The following is an 18,351-nucleotide window of genomic DNA, read 5'->3' as shown; positions in this document are numbered from 1 at the left end:
GATGTTCACCCGGTCATGCAGGATCGCCATCATCAGCTGCTGGTTGTAATGCATGACCGGGCACTGCCCGGTGGTGAACGCCAGCGACTTCGCCCAGCCGAGCCCGAACTCCAGGGACAGCGACCCGTGTTTGGCCGCCTCGTCGCTGGCGCCCGGGTCCCCGGTGACGTATAGCCCGGGAATACCGACCTTGCCGCCGGCGCGTGTGATGCCCATGACAGTGTTCAGGACTGTGGCAGGGCGTTCCACCTGCGCGTGCTCGCCATGGCCGCGAGCCTCGAAGCCGACCGCGTCGACGGCACTGTCGACCACGGGTGCGCCGAGGATCTGCTCGATCTGCTCGGCCGGGTCGCCCTTGGAGACGTCGACCGTCTCGCAGCCGAAGCTGCGCGCCTGTTCCAACCGCTCGGTGTTCAGATCGGCCACGATGACGACGGCCGCACCGAGCAGGAACGACGACGTCGCCGCTGCCAGCCCGACCGGACCCGCGCCGGCGACGTACACCGTGGAGCCCGGCTCGACACCCGCGGTCACCGCGCCGTGGAAGCCCGTCGGGAAGATGTCCGAGAGCATGGCGAGGTCGACGATCTTGGCCATGGCCTGGTCACGGTCGGGGAAGCGCAACAGGTTCCAGTCCGCGTAGGGCACCATGGCGTACTCGGCCTGGCCACCTACCCAGCCGCCCATGTCGACGTACCCGTAGGCGGAACCGGGCCGATCCGGGTTGACGTTCAGGCAGATTCCGGTCTTGCGCTCCTTACAGTTGCGGCATCGCCCGCATGCGATGTTGAACGGCACCGAGACGATGTCGCCGGTCTTGATGTACTCGACGTCCCGCCCGGTCTCTACGACCTCACCGGTAATCTCGTGACCGAGGGCGAGCCCTTCGGGAGCGGTGGTGCGGCCGCGGACCATGTGCTGGTCGCTGCCGCAGATGTTCGTCGCGACGACCTTCAGAATGGCGCCGTGGGGTAGTTGACGCCCGACGTTGTCAGGGTTCACACCCGGGCCGTCCTTCAACTCGAACGTCGGGTAGTCGAGTTCCTCCACCTCGACATGGCCGGGACCTCTGTAGATGACTGCCTTGTTTCCAGGCACAGCGATGCTCCTCTCCATTGAATGGCTGCGTGCCGGCACGATGAGGACCTCTCGGGTCCTGGGATGAGTCGTGCGATCTGAAGGCATCACCTCCCCGTCGTGCGGTGGAGGCGGGACGCGTCACTCTTGGCCGCACGCGGAGCATGGCCTGGCTCGTGGTGAACCGGACGCACTCGGTTCAGCACGTGGGACGGCACGGCAGAAGCCCGGTTAGCGCGGACCCTGCCCGGGTGCGATGTGGTCATCGCGGGCCCCGCTCTGGTGAACGTCTCGGTGGGCGAAAACAGCCGCCCATCGCGGACACTTTGACCCTAAGTCCGCTCGGTACGCCCGTCAATCAGCATGTACGGAATGGTCTGTTAAGACCTTCGTTTGTGGGAGTTCTCCAAGAGCCGCCACGATTGCTGGTGCGTATCGCGGCTGCTTCTCCGCGTGCCGTTCCGTCATCGTGTGAGTGTGCCTTCGTGAGATCCCACGAGGCATTCCCGAGATCGCACCATAAGATCTGAAGCGACGAGCCGTCAGACAAGGACGTCGGCGGGTTCACGGCTCTGACCGACGGACCTGGAGGACTGCCGATGAACACGTCCGACTCCCGCACACCGTCCCGGCGTGTGCTACCCGCGGCGGACATGGCCCGAGTAGCGGTCTTCGCCGCCCTGATCGCGGTGCTCGGCATGCCCGGGCAGTTCCACCTCTTCGGAAACTCGGTGCCGATCACGCTGCAGACCCTCGGAGTGCTGCTGGCCGGGGCGATTCTCGGGGCGTGGCGTGGTGCGCTCACGGTGATGTTGTTCCTGGGTCTGGTCGCCACCGGCCTGCCGTTGCTCGCCGGTGGCCGGGGCGGTCTCGGCGTGTTCGCCGGGCCGTCTGTCGGATACCTGGCCGCCTGGGTCGTGGGCGCCTTCGTCGTGGGATGGCTGGTCGAACGGGGTGGCCGTCGTCCGGGCATGCACTGGGTGCTGGCAGGATGCCTGATCGGTTCGACGTTGATCCTGGTCATAGGTGTGCCGGTGCAGTCGTTGGTGACCGGCGTGCCGCTGGGGGAGACGGTCACGCTGTCGTTGGTGTTCGTGCCGGGTGACGCGATGAAGTCCGTCGCCGCCGCGGCCGTCGTCGTCGGAGCCCAGCGCGCGTACCCTGACGCGTCCCCGGCTGCCCGGCGCCAACGGCTGTCGAACTCGTCGTCTTGAGTGAGAAGACCCGCCCACACCGACGGGAGCAGAGGTGCCGGTAGCTGAACAGGTCCGCAGCCGTGCCGCGGAGCGTCCAGATCGTCTCGCGCTGCGTTCGCCGTCGCGGACCTGCACGTATGCTTCGCTCGCGGCGGATGTGGACGCTGCCGCGGTAGGCCTGTTGGAGCGGGGCGCCCGGCCGGGTGGGCTGGTCGCGGTCGACGTTGCCGAGCCGGTGGACATGCTCACGGTGCTCCTCGCCGCCGACACGATCGGTGCGGTGCCACTGGTATGCGACTCCGCGTGGTCGCAGGAGCAGAGGTCAGCCGTCTTGGACGCCGTCGCCCCCGAGATCCACGTGCGGGAGCGCCCACGCCCAGAGGCGGAGCAGGAACGGCGTCCGCCGCCGGAGAGGTACGTGCCGCATCCGGAAGACCTGGCGTGGGCTGGGTTCAGCTCGGGCAGCACCGGCCGCCCACGCGCGATCGTGCGCACCCGTGAGTCGTGGATCGGATCGTATCCGGCGGCGGAGAAACTCAGCGGTCTGAGCTGGTCGGACACCGTCCTGGTTCCCGGGCCGCTGGTCTCGTCGTTGTTCTGCTTCGCAGCTCTGCACGGGCTGGCCGCGGGCGCGGAGGTGATCGTCACCGGGCGCTGGTCGCCGCGGGCGGTGCGCGAGGTCTTGTCCGAGGTGGATGTCGTGCACGCCGTGCCGCACATGCTCGACCAGATGTTGACCTGGATCGAGGATCAGGGACCAGAAGCGAGCCAGCGAAGGAACCGGCCACGAACCGCGCTGGTCAGTGGAGCCGCACTCCCGCCGGGCCTGCGCGAGCGGGCTGCCGCCGCCGGCGTCGGTGTCGTCGCGTACTACGGGGCTGTCGAGCTGTCGTTCGTCGCCGTGGATCCCGACGGAGCGGGCCTGCGCCCGTTCGACGAGGTGGAGATCGACGTCCGCCCGACCGGCGACGAGGCCACGCTGGGCGAGGTGTGGGTGCGTTCGCCGTGGGTCGCCGAGGGCTATCTCGGCGGTGCCACCGGCCCGTTCCGGTGGGACGATGACGGCTGGGCCACCGTCGGCGACCTCGCCGAACTCCCACCTCCCATGATCATGAACACTAACCGTTCATATAGCACGGTTAGTGTTCATGATCATGGTTCGATCCAGTTGCGCGGGCGTGGTGACGGCGCCATCCTGACCGGCGGCGCCACCGTCGTGCCGGAGGACGTGGAGGCGGTGCTGGCAGCGGTACCCGGAGTTGCCGGCGTCGTCGTCGTGGGAATGCCGCACGAGCAACTCGGTGCGGTCGTCACGGCGGTCGTCGAGGTCGCGGACATCGAGAGGGGAGCGGCCGGTGACGACGCGGAGAACGACGGCGCGGATGGTGGCGACACGAGCATGGATGGCACACCGGTGACCAGGGCGTTGCTGGAGTCGGTCGCACGGCGGGAGCTGTCGCTCGCGCAGCGCCCCCGGCGCTGGTTCGAGATCGACCGGATGCCGCGGACGGCGGTCGGCAAGCCTGCTCGGGCCGCTATCAGCGAGGGCTTGGCGTCGGGCACGCTGAACGCCCGGCCAGTGCGGTGAGCGCCATGACCGGACCCGTGGTGGCTGAACGCCCGGCCAGTGCGGTGAGCGCCATGACCGGACCCGTGGTGGGCGAACAGAAGCTGCATGGTGCGCTCATCCGCCGAGGTCACGGTAAGAGCATGCATGGCGGTCGTCATGGTGACCGAAACGCATGCTCGTTCCGACCGGGCACAGACGTGGCTCATGTCTCTCCCGGAAGCGTCGGGCGATGACGTCGGCCGTGGTCGTTGCGGCGCGTCGTACGCCGATCGGCACCGCCGGCCGGGCGCTGGCCGGGGTCACGGTCGATCGGCTGGCGGCTCCGGTGCTCGAAGCCGTTATGGATGACCTTGGTGGGGACGTGACTGCCAGGGTCAGCGACGCTGCTGGCGGTCAGACGGATCGACACGTTCGGTGGACGGCGGTGCCGGGTCGGATCGACGACGTGGTGCTGGGCAACTGCATGGGCCCGGGCGGCAACATCGCTCGGGTGAGCGCCTTGGCGGCCGGGCTGGGCGACGCCGTGCCGGGTGTCACGATCGACCGGCAGTGCGGGAGCGGCCTCGCCGCGATCCTTCAGGCCGGGCAGGCGATACGTGCGGGCGACGCCGCGCTCGTCCTGGCCGGCGGGGCGGAGAGCGCATCGACGGCGCCGATCCGCGCGTTCCGCCCAGCGTTCGACGGCGCGCAGCCGGTGCCGTATCAGCGGGCGCCGTTCACCCCGCCGGAGTTCGGCGACCCGGACATGGGCGCGGCCGCCGACGCCCTCGCCGCGGCCTGCGGTGTCAGCCGGAATCGGCAGGACGACTACGCCGTGGCCAGCCATGCCAAGGCGTTGGCGGCGAGGGAAGCCGGGCGGTTCGATGCGGAGCTGGTACCGGTCGGCAGGCTGGACCACGACGAGCGGCCTCGACCGTTGCGGGAGTCGGTGCTCGCGCGGATGCCGGCGGCGTTCGTGCCCGGCGGCAGCGTGACGGCGGGGAACTCGTGCCCGGTGAGCGACGGCGCCGCGGTTGTCGGCGTGATCGGTGAGGACGCGCGCGGGGGACGGCCCGGGCTGCGGTTGGTGTCCGGTGCCATCGTGGGCTGCGATCCCCGGCTGCCAGGGTGGGGTCCGGTACCCGCAGTGGAACGCGTGCTGCGATCCGCGGGTGTGAAGATCCGCGATGTCGCCGTCGTCGAGATCGTCGAAGCTTTCGCCGGACAAGTCCTGGCCGTGACCGATGCGCTCGGACTGGATCCTCTCTCTGTGCCTGGAGCACCTGGCGACATCATGACGCCTGGAGTGCCGGGAGACACCACCACGGACGTCTCTCACAACGGTGTTACGACGGTCTGCCCGGACGGGGGCGCGCTCGCGCTCGGCCACCCGTGGGGTGCCACCGGCGCTGTAACCGTGGTCCGGCTGTTCAGCAGGCTGGTTCGGGGCGGTGCGCCGGCCGGAACGCTCGGACTGGCGACCGCCGCGGTCGGCGGCGGCCTGGGTGTGGCGGCCTTGTTCGAAGTGGTCCGCTGAGATGCTGACCGGCGCCTACGTGGCTCGCTCATCGCCCCTGCACCGGCTACCGGCGGGTGTGAAGCTCCTGGTCCTCGCGATCGTGTGCATCGGGCTGCTGTGGGTGCGGACGCCGCTGAGCGTCGGTGTCGCGGTGGCTGTCGTAGCGGTGCTGTACGCCGTCGGGCGGGTCCGGCCGCGCGAGGCTTGGTCGCAGGTCCGGCCGCTGCGGTGGTTCGTGCTCGTGATCCTCGCCGTCCAGCTGCTGGTCACAGATTGGGTGACGGCAGTGTCGCTGACCTCGCGGATCGTGCTCGCCGTCGCCCTCGCCGGGCTGGTGACGCTGACCACCCGGACCACGGCATTGATGGACGCGATGGAGAAGGGCCTGTCGCCGTTGCGACGTATCGGCGTGGATCCGGCACGGATCGCGTTGATGATGTCCCTGGCGATCCGCAGCATCCCGGTCGTCGCCGACATCGCCCAGCGGGTACGGGACGCACAGCGCGCCCGTGGGCAGGAACGCAGCATCCGAGCGTTCGCCGTGCCGCTGGTGGTCGGCGTGCTCAGGTACGCGGACACGCTCGGCGAGGCGCTCCAGGCCCGCGGCATGGACGATTAGCTGCGATCCGCGGGAGAGCTCTGCCCGAGGGACCGACGGTCAGCGGACGGGCGGTCAGAGCGGACGCGAGGCGGGCGACGTGTCCCAGGTGTCCGGACTCCAGTCGAGGGTAGGCGGGAGTACACCCTCGAGTGCGAGCAGCCATCGCTTGACCTCGACGCCCGCTCCGCCGCTGTACCCGCCGAGCCCATCGTGGGACAGCACCCGATGGCAAGGGACGATCACCGGGATCGGGTTGGAGCCCATGATCGAGCCGATGCCGCGTGCCGGCACCGAGGTGCCGCTGCGGCTCGCGAGCTCGCCGTATGTCACGGAGCTGCCGTAGGGCACGGTGGTGTGCAGGGCCTGCAGGACTGTGCGCTGCGTCCCGGACACGTACCTCCAGTCCAACGGCAGGTCGAAGTCACGCCGCGCGCCATCGAAGTACTCGGTGAGCTGCTCGAGCACCGGCGCGACGCGTCCTTCGTCGTCGGCCATCGGCAACGTGAGGCGGGTAGCGACCTCGTCTCGGTCGGCCCACCCCACCATGGTCACGCCTACCGTGGTGACCGCGACGCTCAGCCTGCCGACCGGGGTGTCGAGGCTCGCGACCGCGACGTCGTCGTTGTCCATGCCGCCATTCTGCCCGCTGACACCGACACTAAGATGGGCCCGGCCGTGACGTCGTCGTGGAAGGCAGCGCATGATGCATGTCGTGAGGCTTGGGCTGACACCGGTGAAGGGGATGGCGCACACGGCTCTCCCGGATGTGGACCTGACGGCCGACGGCCCGGTCTATGACCGCGTATTCTGCCTGGTCGACCCGGCCAGCGGACGGGTGCTCCGCACAGTGGAGAACGACCTCCTCATGGCGTGCCGGGCTTCCTTGGAGCCGCCGGTGCTGACCATCCGGACTCCGGTAGGCGACGCCACGGGCAAAGTGGTGGACGGCGTGCCGATGACCGGCTACTACTGGGAGCGCGAGGTCAAGCTCGTGTCGGTCGACGGCCCGTGGTCCGAGGTCGTGAGCCGTTACCTGGACCGCCCGGTGACGCTGTGCCGCGTTCCCGATCCGGGTGCTGTGGTGTGGGCCGGCTCGGTGTCCCTCGTGTCGACGTCGTCGCTGGCCGAGCTGGCCCGGCGGATCGATCGCCCGGACGACGACGGCGCCCGCTTCCGGCCCACGGTCGTGGTCGACACCGGCGATGCGCCCCCGTTCGTCGAGGACACCTGGGTCGGCTCGCGGCTGCGGATCGGCGGCGCTGTCATCACCGTCGATGAGCGGCTGCCCCGGTGCGCCGTCGTCAACAGCAAGCCCGCGGCAGGCGGTCGCGACGCCGCAGTGCTCAAGGCGCTCTCCGGCGACCGTGTGGAGGGCAATGACATCTTCTGCGGTGTCTCCGGCGACGTTGAGCAGCCCGGACATGTCTCCACAGGCGACCCCGTCCGTCTTGCCTAGCCGCGCGTGGTTGAGCGGCCGGGAGGATCACTATCTGGTCGCCGCACCTTGCTCGGGTGCCGGTCGGTGATCAAACAGGACCGCGTGACCGGGCTACTCTGCATGGTGTGCTTGGACTGACCGTTGGCGCGTTCGCCGTCGCCTGGTGGCTGGGGTTGTATCTGCTCGGCCGCGACCCCAGGCGTCCGGTCATGCTCAGAACCGGACTGGGCTTGGCCGTCTACGCGCTGGCCCTGGCCTTCGCCCCGTTCGACGGCGAAGTGCCGACACACGCGCATGAGGTGCTGGCGGGCCTGCCGGCCCTGATCTGGACCGGTGTCCTGATCGCGCTGCTGCCGCTGGACCATCCGTGGCGTGTGCGTGCCGACCGGCTGTGGCTGACCGTTGTTGTCCCAGTGGGATCCGTCGAACTGGTGCTGGCGTCCGTCGTCGGCGGGTGGTGGCAGCCGATCACCGCCGCCGTCGTGCTTGCGCCGCTGCTCGCGGTGCTGGTCATGGTTGTCCGTGAACGCCGCGGGAGCGGGGTCCGGGATGGCCTGATCCTGCTCGCCAGCCTGTTCTTCGGCTTGGGCGTCGCGGCGTTGCTGATGCCGCTGGGCTGGTTACCGGACGGGCTGGTCGTGGCGGCGGTCGGCGTAGACCTCGTCGTCCTCGGGATCGTCGTCGCGGCTTCGAACGCGATCGAGACCGGTGAGACGCTGGCCGCGGACCTTCGCCGATCCGCGGCGGGCGCCGTCCTGGTCGCGTTGGTCTTCGGCGCGCAGTTCGGGCTGGTGGCGCTCGGCACGGCGGACGCGGACGTGCTGCGGCCGCTGGCCTTCGGGGTCGTCGGGGCCGCCATCGCGGTGGTCACCCTGGCCAGCCCGCTGCAGGCGATGATCGACCGGCTTGTCTTCGCCGGCGCCTCGGACGTGCGCGACCAACGCGCGCAGCTGCGCGATGCCGCCGACGCCTTACCCCGGCGCAGCGAGCATCAGCAGCTGGCGGAGCTGACCGACGACGACTTCGCCAGGCTGGTCCGTGCGGCCCTACGGCACTACGGCGACCTGGGAAAGTTGTTGGCAAACCCGTTGACCGACCTCCCGGCCATCGACAAGCGGCTGGTCGAGCGCGACCGCGCGGACCACTCGCTCGACCGGGCTATCGAGCTCAAGGCGATGCTCCTCGAATGCATCGACCGGCTGAAGCCTCCGGACCAGGAGTTCGGGACGAGTGAGGAGTGGCGCCATTACAACGCCCTCTTCTTTCCGTACGTGACGGGTCTTCGGCCGTACCGGCGGCAGCCGGACCTGAGCGGGCTTGACGAGACCTCGCGCCGCGCCTTCGACTGGTTCCGCCGTTACGTCCCGGAGCGGACTCTGTACAACTGGCAGAATGCGGCGACGCGGGTGGTCGCGGCGGACCTGAGATCCCGCGACTGGCAGTAGTTGGCAGTGCCATGTCTGCAGATGGCAGTGGTTTCGCGGCCAAGGTGACGGTGTCCTCATCACCGAGACACCGAAGGAGATGGTCGCCATGGCCACGGGAACGTTCAGTCCAGCCACCAGCGCTGTGCGCATACGAGAGACACCGCTGCTGCGCTGGGCCCTGGAAATCGACGGCGCTGTGTCCGCGCTCAACGGCTTGGCGTACGTGGTCGCCGCGGGCGCGATCGGCGACCGGCTGGGCCTTTCCACGGCCCTCCTGGTTCCCATCGGCGCGTTCCTCGTCGTGTACGGGGCGGCGCTGGTCGTGATGTCGATGCGACCGAGGTTGGGTCGCGGAGCGGTCAGGGCGGTGATCGTGCTCAACGCCCTGTGGGTGGTCGACAGCTTGGTCGTCGCCTTCTCGGGCTGGTTCGACCCGCAAGGCATCGGGATCGCGTGGATCCTGGCGCAGGCCGTCGTCGTGGCCGGGTTCGCGACGGCGCAAGCTTTGGGGTTGCGCCGCGCCGCGCCGTGACGCACGTCGACAACCGGGCAGCCCGGGACACGGACGAGTCAGGGGCACGCTTCGTGCCCCGGGGCGCCGGCCCGCAGCCGGAGCGGATCCGGCCACGAAACACACCTGGGCGCGCCGAGACCTTTGGTGAGGTCGCGGTTTCCGGCTCAGTGCGTCGGAAGCGGGGTGTCGAGGTCGTGGTCCTGATGGTGCGTCCAGCGCACCCGGTGCTCACCGAAGCCGGCCGCGTGCACCCCGTGGTGGCCCAGCGGCCGTCGGCAGCGGTAGTGCAGGGAGAAGAGATCCCGGCACGAATCCTGGAAACTGGTGTAAGCGAACTCGATGTCGAGGCGCCGGTCATTACTCATGGCGTACCTCCTCGAGGAGGCGCGCGACTCCGTTGTCCCGCATGTAGACGGTTGTGAGCGCATAAGTATGACGCGATCTCTCCCTTGATCGCCAGTCGAATGCCGTCGGACACTCACATGGTGCGTCCGGGCCACGTCTCTTTCACGCCCGGAGACGGCCCATCAGGCCGCCGCGAGCTCGTAGCCGGCCTCGTCGACAGCCGCACGGACCTTGTCGGCGTCCAGCGGAGCGGAGCTGGTGACGGTGACATCACCGGAGCCGAGATCGACCTGCACGTCGGAGACGCCGTCGAGCTTCGAGACCTCCGACGTAACCGCGGAGGCGCAGTGCCCGCACGTCATGCCGGTGACCTTGTACGTGGCGGTGTTGCTCATAGTGCATTCCTTCCTTGTTGCGGGGTGTGGCGGTCCTGATGACCGGGTGTCGCCGTTGGACGACACGTCAGGAGCGGACGAGGCGGGCGATGGCCTCTTGGGCTTCCCGGACCTTCTCGTCGGACTCCTCACCGCCGGCTCGGGCGGCGTCGACCACACAGGTGGCGATGTGCTTGTCGAGAAGCTCCAGCGAGAACGACTGGAGCGCACGGGTGGCCGCGGTGACCTGGGTCAGGATGTCGATGCAGTACTGGTCCTCATCGACCATCCGCTGAAGTCCTCTGACCTGTCCTTCGATCCGCCGCAACCGCATGAGGTGTTTGTCTTTGGAATCGCTGTTGCTGGCCATGGCATCCTTCCGAGTACGGCGGTAGCGCCCTGCATAACACTGTACCCCCCCAGGGTAATCCCGTCGGGGTCGCGTCCGCCCGTCTTCACCACGGTTCGTGGCGTGGGCGCGGGCGAGCCGTTCGCGCGGTGCGTTCCTAGGTGGGCATGGAACGGGATGTGAGGTCGACGAACCGGCGGACGATGCGGCGGTCGAGGTCATGGCTGAGCACGCTCAGCGAGGCGTGAGGCGACACCCATCGGATGGCGTCGATTTCCTTGTGCGCGACGAACGTGCCCCCGAGCGCGGACATCTCCCAATAGCGGACCACCTTCGGGCGGCCCTGCGGGTACTTCTTGGAACTCCGGTCGATGTAGTGAACCTCGTCGAGGAAGCGGCCGAGCTCGACCGTCAGGCCGGTCTCTTCAAGTACTTCCCGGACCGCGGCCTCTTCCCAGGTCTCTCCAGGATCGAGCTTGCCCTTCGGCAGCGACCAGTCGTCGTACTTCGGGCGGTGAACGACGACGATCTGCACGTCGTCGCCGACGCGCCAGGCGACACCTCCAGCCGCTCGGACGGTACCGTCGCTTGCGTCGCTCATAGGTCGTTCCTCACCATGCCTCCATCATCTCCGACGACCGGCGGTGCTGCACGCCGCACTACCCTCGAAGGGTGGTGACAGAATCCGCCGAAGAGAGGCCGACGGACGCCCGGTCCAGACGACGGCTGGGCATCGAGGTGTGGATCGTCCTGGGACTCTCCTTGGGACAGTCCGGCGTCTTCGCGGTCGTGCGGCTGGTCGAGCGGCTAGTGGAACAGCTGGTGGAGGACACTCGGCTGTCGGACCAGACCGCTTCGATGAACACCTCAAGGAGCGACTACGAGTACCTGGACCTCACATTCCAGCTGCTGCGCATGGGCTTCGCGCTGGTGCCGGTGGCGCTCGCGCTTTATCTGCTGTCCTCGCCCGGACGTTCCGCCATGCGGCGGATCGGCCTCGACGCCAGCCGGCCCTGGCGTGATCTGAGCATCGGCGCCGGCCTCGCCGTGGTCGTCGGCATCCCCGGACTGGGCGTGTACTTCGTGGGCCTCGCGCTGAACATGAACGTCTCCATCTCCGCGAGCGGGCTTGAGCAATACTGGTGGACGGTGCCGGTGCTCATCCTGTCCGCGCTGAAGAACGCGTTGCTGGAAGAGGTCGTCGCCGTCGGTTACCTGATGGAGCGGCTGCGCCAGCTCGGGTGGCAGATTCCGGCCGCGATCGCGGCCAGCGCGCTGCTGCGCGGCTCGTACCACCTCTACCAGGGCTACGGCATGGCGCTGGGCAACGTCGCGATGGGGGTGCTGTTCGGATGGTGGTACTACCGGACGAGACGGGTGATGCCGCTCGTCGTCGCGCACACGCTGCTCGACGTCGTCTCCTTCGTCGGCTACGAGCTGTTCGAAGACGTTCTCGACCTGCCATGACGGTGGCGCTCGTGGACGCGATCAGGCGAGCCGGCACGACGAGCGCCCGTTGACATGGTCGAGCCGGAGGTTATCCGCCGTAGCCGAAAGGCAGCGACGGATCCCGTGCGGTCTCGGTCCAGACCGACTTCGGCTGGCTGTACTCCAGCAACCCGTCCAGGCCGCTGGAGCGGCCGTATCCGCTGTCCTTGAACCCACCGAACGGCGACATGACGCTGATCGTCTTATAGCTGTTGATCCACACGGTACCCGCCCGTAGCCGCGCCGCCACCCGATGAGCCCGGCCCACGTCCTGCGTCCACACGGCGCCGGCCAGACCGAACTCCGAGTCGTTGGCGATCTCGACCGCCTCGTCCTCGTCGTCGAACGGGATCGCCACCACGACGGGGCCGAAGACCTCCTGGCGCGCGATCGTCGCCTGGTTCGTGACGCTGCCGAGCACTGTGGGCTGGTAGAAGAACCCGCCATCGAGCGTGTCGTCGGGATGGCCTGCCCGTCCACCGGTGATGAGCGTGCCGCCGCCATCCGCGGCGACCGCATGATCCACGAGCTCCCGGACCCGGGAGAGCTGGGCCCGGTTCTGTAGCGGCCCGACCTGCGTGCTGGCGTCGAGCGGGTGCCCCAGCCGGATACGTTCAGCCAGCCGACCCAGCCGATCGACCACCTCGTCGTACACACCGCGCTGCACCAGCAGCCGGGAACCGGCGACACAGCTCTGGCCACCGCCGGCGAAGACGGCGGCCGCCGCGCCGCCGACCGCACGGTCGAGTTGGGCGTCGGCGAACACCACGTTGGCGGACTTTCCGCCGAGCTCCAGTACGCACGGGGTCAACTTCTCCGCGGCAGCGACCGCGATGTGGCGCCCGGTCTGCGGCGATCCGACGAACACCACCTTGCCGACGGACGGGTGGGTGACGAGCGCCTGGCCGGTGGTGGCGCCCAGCCCGGCTAGGACGGTGACTGTGCCGGGCGGGATGCCCGCGTCGATGGCGAGCTTGGCCAGCGCCACTGATGTCAGCGGCGTCAGCTCGGACGGTTTGAGCACCATCGCGTTTCCGGCCGCGAGCGCCGGTGCCAGCTGCCAGCCCGCGGTGAAGATCGGTGCGTTCCAGGGTGTGATCGCCGCGACCACACCGTATGGCTCGCGCCGGGTGTAGTTCAGGTGCGACGTCGGGACCGGGATGACCTCGCCGTGCTGCTTGTCCGCCCAGCCCGCGTAGTACTCGAACATCTCGGCGACCTTGGCGACCTCGGTGCTTGCGTCGCCCAGAGGCTTTCCGGCGACGACCGCCTCCAGCCGGCTGAGCTCGCCGGCCGCCTCGCGTATGCGCTGGCCGAGCATCCACAGCAGGCGCCCACGTTCGGATGCGGTCAACCCCTGCCACGCGGCCGCGCCGGACTCGGCGGCCTGGACCGCCTCTGCCGCTGCCGCGGCCCCTCCATCCGGGTAGGAGAGCAGCGGCGTTCCGGTCGCGGGATCCTCGAGGTCGACGGTAGTGCCGTCGCCCGGGTGGAGATCGTCGCCGATGAAGCTGGCCACCGGCTGCTCCGGCCCGAACCAGCCGGCCCAGATCCCGGTAACCAGGTCGGAACCGCGGATCACCTCGTCGGTCACGTCGGATCTGTTCATGCTTGCGCCATCCTGTTGAAGTCCGCATCCGCTCCGAGCCGGTCGCGCGTCTCCTGCCACGTCTGGCTGACATCCTCGACCAGCGGGGTGTCCACCTGAAGCGCGCGTGCGACCTCGGTGGCCAGCGCGACGTCGCGGGCCATCAGGCCGAGTGTGAAGCCGGAGTCGAACGTGCCCGGCAAGACCCATCGGGCCAGGTTGACTTCGGTCACCGCGCTCCGGCCGGAAGCGGCGTTGACGGCGCCCACTACCCGTTCCGGGTCCAGCCCTGCGGCACGGGCGATGCGAAGCGCTTCCCCCGCGATCTGCAGGTGGGTGGCGCAGAGCAAGTTGTTGATCAGCTTGGCGACATGGCCGGCGCCGGGACCGCCGACACGGACGACGTGCGCCGCGATGACGTCCAGGACGCCCTTCGCCTCGGCCACTGCGTCGTCCTCCCCGCCGAGGAACATCGTGAGCGTGCCCTGTGCCGCCCCCGACGGGCCGCCACTCACCGGCGCATCGACGTAACTGTTGCCACCGTCGGCGAGCCGCTGGGCGATCCTCCGGCTGGAGAGCGGATCGCTGGTGGAGGTGTCGATGACGAGGCGATGGGGGACGTCCGTGTCGGTGAGTCCACCGGTTCCCAGCAGTACCTTCTCGACCTGGGGTGAGCCGGGGAGGGAGAGCACGAGGGTTGCCGCTCGGCGCAGGGCCTGGTGGAGATCGACCACGGGCAGGTCAGCCCCGATCCGGGCAGGCGCGTCGGGCGACGGATCGACCCCGAGGACGTGGTAGCCGGCCCTTGCCAGTGTTCGGGCGATTCCGGCGCCCATGTTGCCGAGGCCGACGACGGCGACGGTGTCAGGCATGATGCGGTGTGCTCCTCGTGTCGGGCGGTACGGTGGCGTGCCTGGTCAGTCGGTGATCCGGAGAACGAGGTCGGCGATGACGGCCGAGCCCAGGTATGTGCCCGCGAGCACGAAGACGGCGATCACCGCGAGCTTCCAGCCGGTGCGTTTGGCGATGGTGACCTCGTCACGGCTGACCGCCAGGCCGGCGTACGCGAGGCACGGCACGCTCAGAGCGAGGAAATCTATTTCCTCGACGACGCCGAGCACTGCCTGGTCCCACGGAACGAAAGGGACCGTCGCTGCGATCCCGAGCAATGAGATCCACGCGACACTGGGCAGGTAGAACGGCGCGAACCTGGCGAGCACCAGACCGCCCGCGCAAATCGCGTAGAGGCCGGCCATGCCGCCGAGCGCGGCAATCGGAGACATGTCGGTGGCGATCAGCTGGAGCGCCCATCCGATGACGCTGATCAGCACCAGGTCGCGGAAGTGGGGCAGGAGGGCGATCTTCTCCCGGGCCGGGCGCACGCCGATCTCGGCGGCGTTGTCTGCGCTCATGCTGGTGCCTCCTTGGAAACCGGGTTGGCGGGGCGGGCCTTGCTGTACAGCCATTCCACAAACGGCAAGGCGACGAAGAGGCCGAGGTACATGCCGGTCGCGTAGGTGAGCAGGTTGCTGGCGCCGGCCATCGCCACGATCGTGTCGCTCATCTCAGGGAGCGCCTCGCTGAGCGCTCCGGTGCATGAGGCCATCATCGAGCCGCTGCCGACGCCGCACGCCATGGCGAGCGCCTGCGGATCGAGAAGGTCGAAAGTGGCCAGCATGGACGCCATCACGGCGAAGATGAGGGTGCCGAACAGCGTGCCGACGACGTACACGCCCATGACGCCGGTGCCTTCCGGACTCTTCAGCCCGTACCGGTCGGCGATGATGGCGATGTTGGGCTCTCGGGCGACGGAGAATGTGGCTCCGATCGACTCGCGGCCCATGCGTAAAACCCAGACGGCGATCGGGAAGGCCAGCGCGACAGTGCCGAGGTTGCCGATCTCCTGCAGCAGGAGGGCCGGCCCGGCGTCGACGAGGTCTTCGACGGCTGGCCCGATCGTGGTGCCGAACTTGGCGATGAACGGCATGATCGCGACGACGATCAGCGGCGACGCCGCACGCACCTCGCGCTGCCGGATGAAGACCGCCGCCTTGGCCATCACGTTCGGATTGAGGAGCACACCGATAAGGAAGGCGTAGAGCAGCGGCAGGAACAGGATGGCGCCGTTGCCGAGCGAGATCTGTCGGATGCCGATGAGCTGTGCGACGATCGCGATCACCGCCACGGCGAGGTGAAGCCGCCATAGTTTCACGGCATCGATAAGCACGTGCATTCCAGCCTCCTCGGGCCAAGACCAGCGGGTTTGATGTGGCCGGGCGGGTGCGCAGCTCTGCGCGCTGTGGCAGGACGGTACGGAAGAGTGCGACCGTTGCACAAGACGTCAACTCCGGCATTAGGGCGTTGCCGAAAAGGCAACACCTGCCATGCGGTGACGCTTACTGAGCCGGGCTCTGCAGCGACGAGAGCCGGTCGGCGCAATAGTCGAGCAACCGTGAGGTCCCGTGCGAGGGCGTGCGCCCGCGGCGGACGAGCAGTTGCGCGCGCACCGTCCCGGGCTCGTATGCGGGCACCGGAACCGCCCGAAGCCGGCCCCGGTCGACATGACGCCCGACGGCGAATCGCGGAAGCAAGGTGATTCCGGCTCCGGCGAGTACGAAGTCGGCCATCGCCTGGATGGACCCGCTGACCAGACGAACATCGAGCGAGACACCGTGCATTCGCTCCAGCTGATCGGTCAGGGTCCGGATGCCGAACCGCGGCGGGAGCACGGTGGCCGGCTGCCCGTCGAGGTCGCCAGGGGCCACGCGCGGTTGTCCTGCCAGCGGATGGTCCGGCCGGCAGATCAGGTACAAGGGCTGCGGGGCCTGCGCGACGACGGTCAGATCGTGGTGCGGTCTGGCGTGCAAGACCAGGCCCAGGTCGACGTCGTCGTTGCGGAGGAGATCGCAGATCTCGTCCGTGCCGCCGACGGTCAGTTCCGCCGAGATGCCGGGATAGTCCTGAAGGAAGCCGTTCAGGCCATGTGTGACGAGGTCGTCGATGAAACCTTCTCCGGCGGCGATCCGGACTCGGCCACGGCGAAGCCCGGCTAGCTGTTCCAACTCCTCGTGGAGCAGCTCCTCGAGGTGGGCACGGTCGTCCGCGAACCGGGCCAACAGGTCGCCGGCCTGGGTGGGCCGGATTCCACGCGCGCTGCGCTCGAGAAGAGCGGTGTCGAGCCTGCGCTCGAGCTCGGCGATCTTGCGGCTTACTGCCGACGGAGCCATGCCCAACTGCCGGGCGGCTGCTCGGATGGAGCCGGTCGCGTATACGGTCCGGTAGTAGCGCAGCGTCCGGTCGTCGGGAGCCATGGCCGCAGGATACGGCGAGCGGTGACGGATTCATGGCCTCGGATGATCCGGGCGCGGAAAATCCGTAGAAGCGCCCAGGTGCGACCTGAAATGCTGTCCCGGTGCTGATCCGACGCGAGACCGTTGCCGATGTCGAGCCCATCCGAGCCGTGCACACCGCGGCGTTCGCCGACCCACACCGGGCCGGTGCGCCGGTGGAGGCCGGCCTCGTCGACGCGCTTAGGGCCGACGACGGATGGATCCCGTCGCTGTCACTCGTCGCGCTGGACGGCGAGGACGTCGTGGGCCACGTGGTCTGTACCCGGGCGGCCATCGACGATCATCCCGCACTGGGTCTGGGGCCCTTGGGCGTGCTGCCGGCCTACCAGGGGCAGGGCGTCGGGGGTGCCCTGATGCACGCGATTCTGGGCGCCGCCGATGCGCTCGATGAGCCCGTGGTAGTGCTCCTCGGGCATACGGACTACTACCCGCGGTTCGGGTTCCGGCCCGCGAGCGAATACGGCATTCTTCCCCCGGACCCGGAGTGGCGTGCGCATTTCCAGGCGCGCACCCTCTCCGCGTACGATCCTTGGATCCGTGGGGAGTTCAGCTACGCCAAGCCGTTCCGCGAGCTCTGACCGCCCCCTCGAAAGATCCAGGGCGACGGGGGATCAGTCGCCGACCGGCACGCCGGCGAGGTGCGGCCAGAGGTCTCGCAAGGTCCGGTAGTCGCGTTCCGGAAGCCGGCCCAACGTGTCCAGGAGCTCGGTCCGGGCGTGGTTGGCGGTGGCCTGCGCGAGGATGTCTGCCTTGTTGGCGGGCGATGTGCTGAACGCGCCTTCGACAGCGTCGGCGATTTCCAGTCTTGTGACGTTCACATCCTCATACACTACCGTAACGTCAGGGAAGATTGTGGGCGGGCTCCACCTAGTGGCGCGGTCGCAGCATTGATTCGACCGGATTCTTCACGTGCGGGTAACCTTGGTCTTTTGTTGTCGTACGTGAAAGGTCATCTCGTGTCCCTGCGGCACATGCAGATCGGTGAGGTCGCTGAGCGTGTGGGCTTGTCCCTGCGCACGATCCGCTACTACGAGGAAGTCGGGCTGGTGCGGCCGTCGGCGCGCACACCCGGTGGCTTCCGCCTGTACACCGAGCCCGACGTCGCGCGGCTCAACCTGGTCAAGCGGATGAAGACGCTGGACTTCTCGGTGGAAGAGATGGGCGACCTGCTCGCCCTCCTGGACCGGCTGGAGGGCGGCGACGACACGAACGAGGATCGTCGCGTGATCATCGACCGGCTGGGCATGTATCGCGCCGCGGCGGAAGAACGTTGCGCCGCGTTGCGCGCACAGCTGGAGACAGCCGAGGCTCTCGCGGCCGACCTGCGCAGCGAACTGTCCCGGCAACGACGCTATGCGGGACTCGCACGATGACGGCCGGCCCACTCACGGCGAGCGGAGTCGTCACTGAGGCCTCGCGACGCCGCACGTTCGCCGTCATCAGCCACCCGGACGCCGGGAAGTCGACGCTGACTGAGGCACTCGCTCTGCACGCTCGAGTCATCGGCGAGGCGGGCGCCGTGCATGGCAAGGCGGG

Annotated in this window: 22 protein-coding genes and 1 pseudogene; 11 read left to right on the top strand and 12 right to left on the bottom strand. The window is 68.7% G+C overall.

The window, feature by feature from the left end; translation table 11 throughout:
• On the bottom strand, positions 1–1,098 hold a 1,098-nt coding region (gene fdhA, locus ELR45_RS29935), incomplete at its 3' end, for a formaldehyde dehydrogenase, glutathione-independent (protein ID WP_240760232.1).
• Between the two features lie 578 nt (positions 1,099–1,676).
• Here fdhA and ELR45_RS29930 point away from each other — a divergent pair.
• From ELR45_RS29930 to ELR45_RS29915, 4 genes are all read left to right on the top strand, one after another.
• Positions 1,677–2,291 carry a biotin transporter BioY gene (locus ELR45_RS29930; protein WP_129669553.1) on the top strand — a complete coding sequence of 205 codons (615 nt, stop codon included), beginning with the start codon at positions 1,677–1,679 and terminating at the stop codon, positions 2,289–2,291.
• A gap of 34 nt (positions 2,292–2,325) precedes the next feature.
• Entirely contained in the window at positions 2,326–3,861 is a 1,536-nt protein-coding gene (locus ELR45_RS29925; protein ID WP_129669552.1) for an AMP-binding protein, read from the top strand.
• A gap of 211 nt (positions 3,862–4,072) precedes the next feature.
• Complete coding sequence (locus ELR45_RS29920) at positions 4,073–5,359, top strand: thiolase family protein (protein WP_129669551.1); 1,287 nt, start codon at positions 4,073–4,075, stop codon at positions 5,357–5,359.
• A gap of 1 nt (position 5,360) precedes the next feature.
• Positions 5,361–5,960 (top strand): energy-coupling factor transporter transmembrane component T family protein, encoded by a 600-nt coding sequence (locus tag ELR45_RS29915; protein WP_129669550.1) that lies wholly within the window; start codon positions 5,361–5,363, stop codon positions 5,958–5,960.
• Positions 5,961–6,014: 54 nt separating this feature from the next.
• Here the strand turns inward: ELR45_RS29915 and ELR45_RS29910 are convergent, their stop codons facing one another.
• On the bottom strand, positions 6,015–6,572 hold the full coding sequence (locus ELR45_RS29910) for a methylated-DNA--[protein]-cysteine S-methyltransferase (protein WP_129669549.1): 558 nt from the start codon (positions 6,570–6,572) through the stop codon (positions 6,015–6,017).
• Positions 6,573–6,654: 82 nt separating this feature from the next.
• On the opposite strand from ELR45_RS29910, the gene ELR45_RS29905 reads away from it, so the two are divergent.
• The 3 genes from ELR45_RS29905 (at position 6,655) to ELR45_RS29895 (ending at position 9,339) form a co-directional block, all read left to right on the top strand.
• Positions 6,655–7,398: an MOSC domain-containing protein gene (locus tag ELR45_RS29905; protein ID WP_165368228.1), complete on the top strand. Its 744-nt coding sequence runs from the start codon at positions 6,655–6,657 to the stop codon at positions 7,396–7,398.
• Between the two features lie 107 nt (positions 7,399–7,505).
• A complete protein-coding gene (locus ELR45_RS29900; protein ID WP_129669547.1) occupies positions 7,506–8,825 on the top strand; it encodes a hypothetical protein in 1,320 nt (439 codons plus the stop codon).
• Between the two features lie 88 nt (positions 8,826–8,913).
• The gene (locus ELR45_RS29895; protein ID WP_129669546.1) at positions 8,914–9,339 is read left to right on the top strand and encodes a hypothetical protein; all 426 of its coding nucleotides are present in this window, start codon (positions 8,914–8,916) and stop codon (positions 9,337–9,339) included.
• A gap of 146 nt (positions 9,340–9,485) precedes the next feature.
• Here the strand turns inward: ELR45_RS29895 and ELR45_RS29890 are convergent, their stop codons facing one another.
• From ELR45_RS29890 to ELR45_RS29875, 4 genes are all read right to left on the bottom strand, one after another.
• Positions 9,486–9,686, bottom strand: coding sequence for a hypothetical protein (locus ELR45_RS29890; RefSeq protein WP_129669545.1), 201 nt, complete (start codon positions 9,684–9,686; stop codon positions 9,486–9,488).
• A gap of 162 nt (positions 9,687–9,848) precedes the next feature.
• Positions 9,849–10,061 carry a heavy-metal-associated domain-containing protein gene (locus ELR45_RS29885; RefSeq protein WP_129669544.1) on the bottom strand — a complete coding sequence of 71 codons (213 nt, stop codon included), beginning with the start codon at positions 10,059–10,061 and terminating at the stop codon, positions 9,849–9,851.
• A gap of 67 nt (positions 10,062–10,128) precedes the next feature.
• On the bottom strand, positions 10,129–10,410 hold the full coding sequence (locus ELR45_RS29880; protein WP_129669543.1) for a metal-sensitive transcriptional regulator: 282 nt from the start codon (positions 10,408–10,410) through the stop codon (positions 10,129–10,131).
• Positions 10,411–10,546: 136 nt separating this feature from the next.
• The gene (locus ELR45_RS29875) at positions 10,547–10,990 is read right to left on the bottom strand and encodes an NUDIX hydrolase (RefSeq protein ID WP_129669542.1); all 444 of its coding nucleotides are present in this window, start codon (positions 10,988–10,990) and stop codon (positions 10,547–10,549) included.
• 71 nt (positions 10,991–11,061) lie between these two features.
• Here ELR45_RS29875 and ELR45_RS29870 point away from each other — a divergent pair, with 71 nt between their 5' ends.
• Positions 11,062–11,856, top strand: coding sequence for a CPBP family intramembrane glutamic endopeptidase (locus ELR45_RS29870; protein WP_205857543.1), 795 nt, complete (start codon positions 11,062–11,064; stop codon positions 11,854–11,856).
• 70 nt (positions 11,857–11,926) lie between these two features.
• Here the strand turns inward: ELR45_RS29870 and ELR45_RS29865 are convergent, their stop codons facing one another.
• The 5 genes from ELR45_RS29865 to ELR45_RS29845 form a co-directional block, all read right to left on the bottom strand.
• Complete coding sequence (locus tag ELR45_RS29865) at positions 11,927–13,486, bottom strand: aldehyde dehydrogenase family protein (RefSeq protein WP_129669541.1); 1,560 nt, start codon at positions 13,484–13,486, stop codon at positions 11,927–11,929.
• Positions 13,483–14,337 carry an NAD(P)-dependent oxidoreductase gene (locus tag ELR45_RS29860; protein WP_205857542.1) on the bottom strand — a complete coding sequence of 285 codons (855 nt, stop codon included), beginning with the start codon at positions 14,335–14,337 and terminating at the stop codon, positions 13,483–13,485. Before ELR45_RS29860 ends, ELR45_RS29865 begins: the two co-directional genes overlap by 4 nt.
• Before the next feature lie 45 nt (positions 14,338–14,382).
• The gene (locus ELR45_RS29855) at positions 14,383–14,877 is read right to left on the bottom strand and encodes a hypothetical protein (protein ID WP_129669539.1); all 495 of its coding nucleotides are present in this window, start codon (positions 14,875–14,877) and stop codon (positions 14,383–14,385) included.
• Positions 14,874–15,698 carry a DUF3100 domain-containing protein gene (locus ELR45_RS29850; RefSeq protein ID WP_129669538.1) on the bottom strand — a complete coding sequence of 275 codons (825 nt, stop codon included), beginning with the start codon at positions 15,696–15,698 and terminating at the stop codon, positions 14,874–14,876. Before ELR45_RS29850 ends, ELR45_RS29855 begins: the two co-directional genes overlap by 4 nt.
• Before the next feature lie 163 nt (positions 15,699–15,861).
• Complete coding sequence (locus tag ELR45_RS29845; RefSeq protein WP_129669537.1) at positions 15,862–16,776, bottom strand: LysR family transcriptional regulator; 915 nt, start codon at positions 16,774–16,776, stop codon at positions 15,862–15,864.
• A gap of 101 nt (positions 16,777–16,877) precedes the next feature.
• Here ELR45_RS29845 and ELR45_RS29840 point away from each other — a divergent pair, with 101 nt between their 5' ends.
• Entirely contained in the window at positions 16,878–17,393 is a 516-nt protein-coding gene (locus tag ELR45_RS29840; protein WP_129669536.1) for a GNAT family N-acetyltransferase, read from the top strand.
• A 33-nt stretch (positions 17,394–17,426) separates the two neighbouring features.
• Here the strand turns inward: ELR45_RS29840 and ELR45_RS29835 are convergent, their stop codons facing one another.
• Positions 17,427–17,633: a DUF2795 domain-containing protein gene (locus ELR45_RS29835; protein ID WP_129669535.1), complete on the bottom strand. Its 207-nt coding sequence runs from the start codon at positions 17,631–17,633 to the stop codon at positions 17,427–17,429.
• A gap of 138 nt (positions 17,634–17,771) precedes the next feature.
• Here ELR45_RS29835 and ELR45_RS29830 point away from each other — a divergent pair, with 138 nt between their 5' ends.
• Both ELR45_RS29830 and ELR45_RS43080 read left to right on the top strand, forming a co-directional pair.
• Positions 17,772–18,188 (top strand): MerR family transcriptional regulator, encoded by a 417-nt coding sequence (locus tag ELR45_RS29830; protein ID WP_129669534.1) that lies wholly within the window; start codon positions 17,772–17,774, stop codon positions 18,186–18,188.
• Positions 18,185–18,351 (top strand): annotated as a pseudogene (locus ELR45_RS43080) (GTP-binding protein); the annotation flags it as partial. The gene ELR45_RS29830 and the pseudogene ELR45_RS43080, both read left to right, overlap by 4 nt.

The sequence above is a fragment of the Phytoactinopolyspora endophytica genome (assembly GCF_004138495.1).
Lineage (GTDB): Bacteria > Actinomycetota > Actinomycetes > Jiangellales > Jiangellaceae > Phytoactinopolyspora > Phytoactinopolyspora endophytica.
Note: the sequence above shows the minus strand (reverse complement) of the source record. Positions and strands in the feature narration are given on the sequence as shown.

What these genes read in the sequence shown, in the direction of transcription:
- ELR45_RS29930 (WP_129669553.1), top strand. Translation starts at nt 1,677, where the DNA reads ATGAACACGTCCGACTCCCGCACACCGTCCCGGCGTGTGCTACCCGCG.
- ELR45_RS29920 (WP_129669551.1), top strand. Translation starts at nt 4,073, where the DNA reads ATGACGTCGGCCGTGGTCGTTGCGGCGCGTCGTACGCCGATCGGCACC.
- ELR45_RS29915 (WP_129669550.1), top strand. Translation starts at nt 5,361, where the DNA reads ATGCTGACCGGCGCCTACGTGGCTCGCTCATCGCCCCTGCACCGGCTA.
- ELR45_RS29910 (WP_129669549.1), bottom strand. Translation starts at nt 6,572, where the DNA reads ATGGACAACGACGACGTCGCGGTCGCGAGCCTCGACACCCCGGTCGGC.
- ELR45_RS29895 (WP_129669546.1), top strand. Translation starts at nt 8,914, where the DNA reads ATGGCCACGGGAACGTTCAGTCCAGCCACCAGCGCTGTGCGCATACGA.
- ELR45_RS29890 (WP_129669545.1), bottom strand. Translation starts at nt 9,686, where the DNA reads ATGAGTAATGACCGGCGCCTCGACATCGAGTTCGCTTACACCAGTTTC.
- ELR45_RS29885 (WP_129669544.1), bottom strand. Translation starts at nt 10,061, where the DNA reads ATGAGCAACACCGCCACGTACAAGGTCACCGGCATGACGTGCGGGCAC.
- ELR45_RS29880 (WP_129669543.1), bottom strand. Translation starts at nt 10,410, where the DNA reads ATGGCCAGCAACAGCGATTCCAAAGACAAACACCTCATGCGGTTGCGG.
- ELR45_RS29875 (WP_129669542.1), bottom strand. Translation starts at nt 10,990, where the DNA reads ATGAGCGACGCAAGCGACGGTACCGTCCGAGCGGCTGGAGGTGTCGCC.
- ELR45_RS29865 (WP_129669541.1), bottom strand. Translation starts at nt 13,486, where the DNA reads ATGAACAGATCCGACGTGACCGACGAGGTGATCCGCGGTTCCGACCTG.
- ELR45_RS29860 (WP_205857542.1), bottom strand. Translation starts at nt 14,337, where the DNA reads ATGCCTGACACCGTCGCCGTCGTCGGCCTCGGCAACATGGGCGCCGGA.
- ELR45_RS29855 (WP_129669539.1), bottom strand. Translation starts at nt 14,877, where the DNA reads ATGAGCGCAGACAACGCCGCCGAGATCGGCGTGCGCCCGGCCCGGGAG.
- ELR45_RS29850 (WP_129669538.1), bottom strand. Translation starts at nt 15,698, where the DNA reads ATGCACGTGCTTATCGATGCCGTGAAACTATGGCGGCTTCACCTCGCC.
- ELR45_RS29845 (WP_129669537.1), bottom strand. Translation starts at nt 16,776, where the DNA reads ATGGCTCCCGACGACCGGACGCTGCGCTACTACCGGACCGTATACGCG.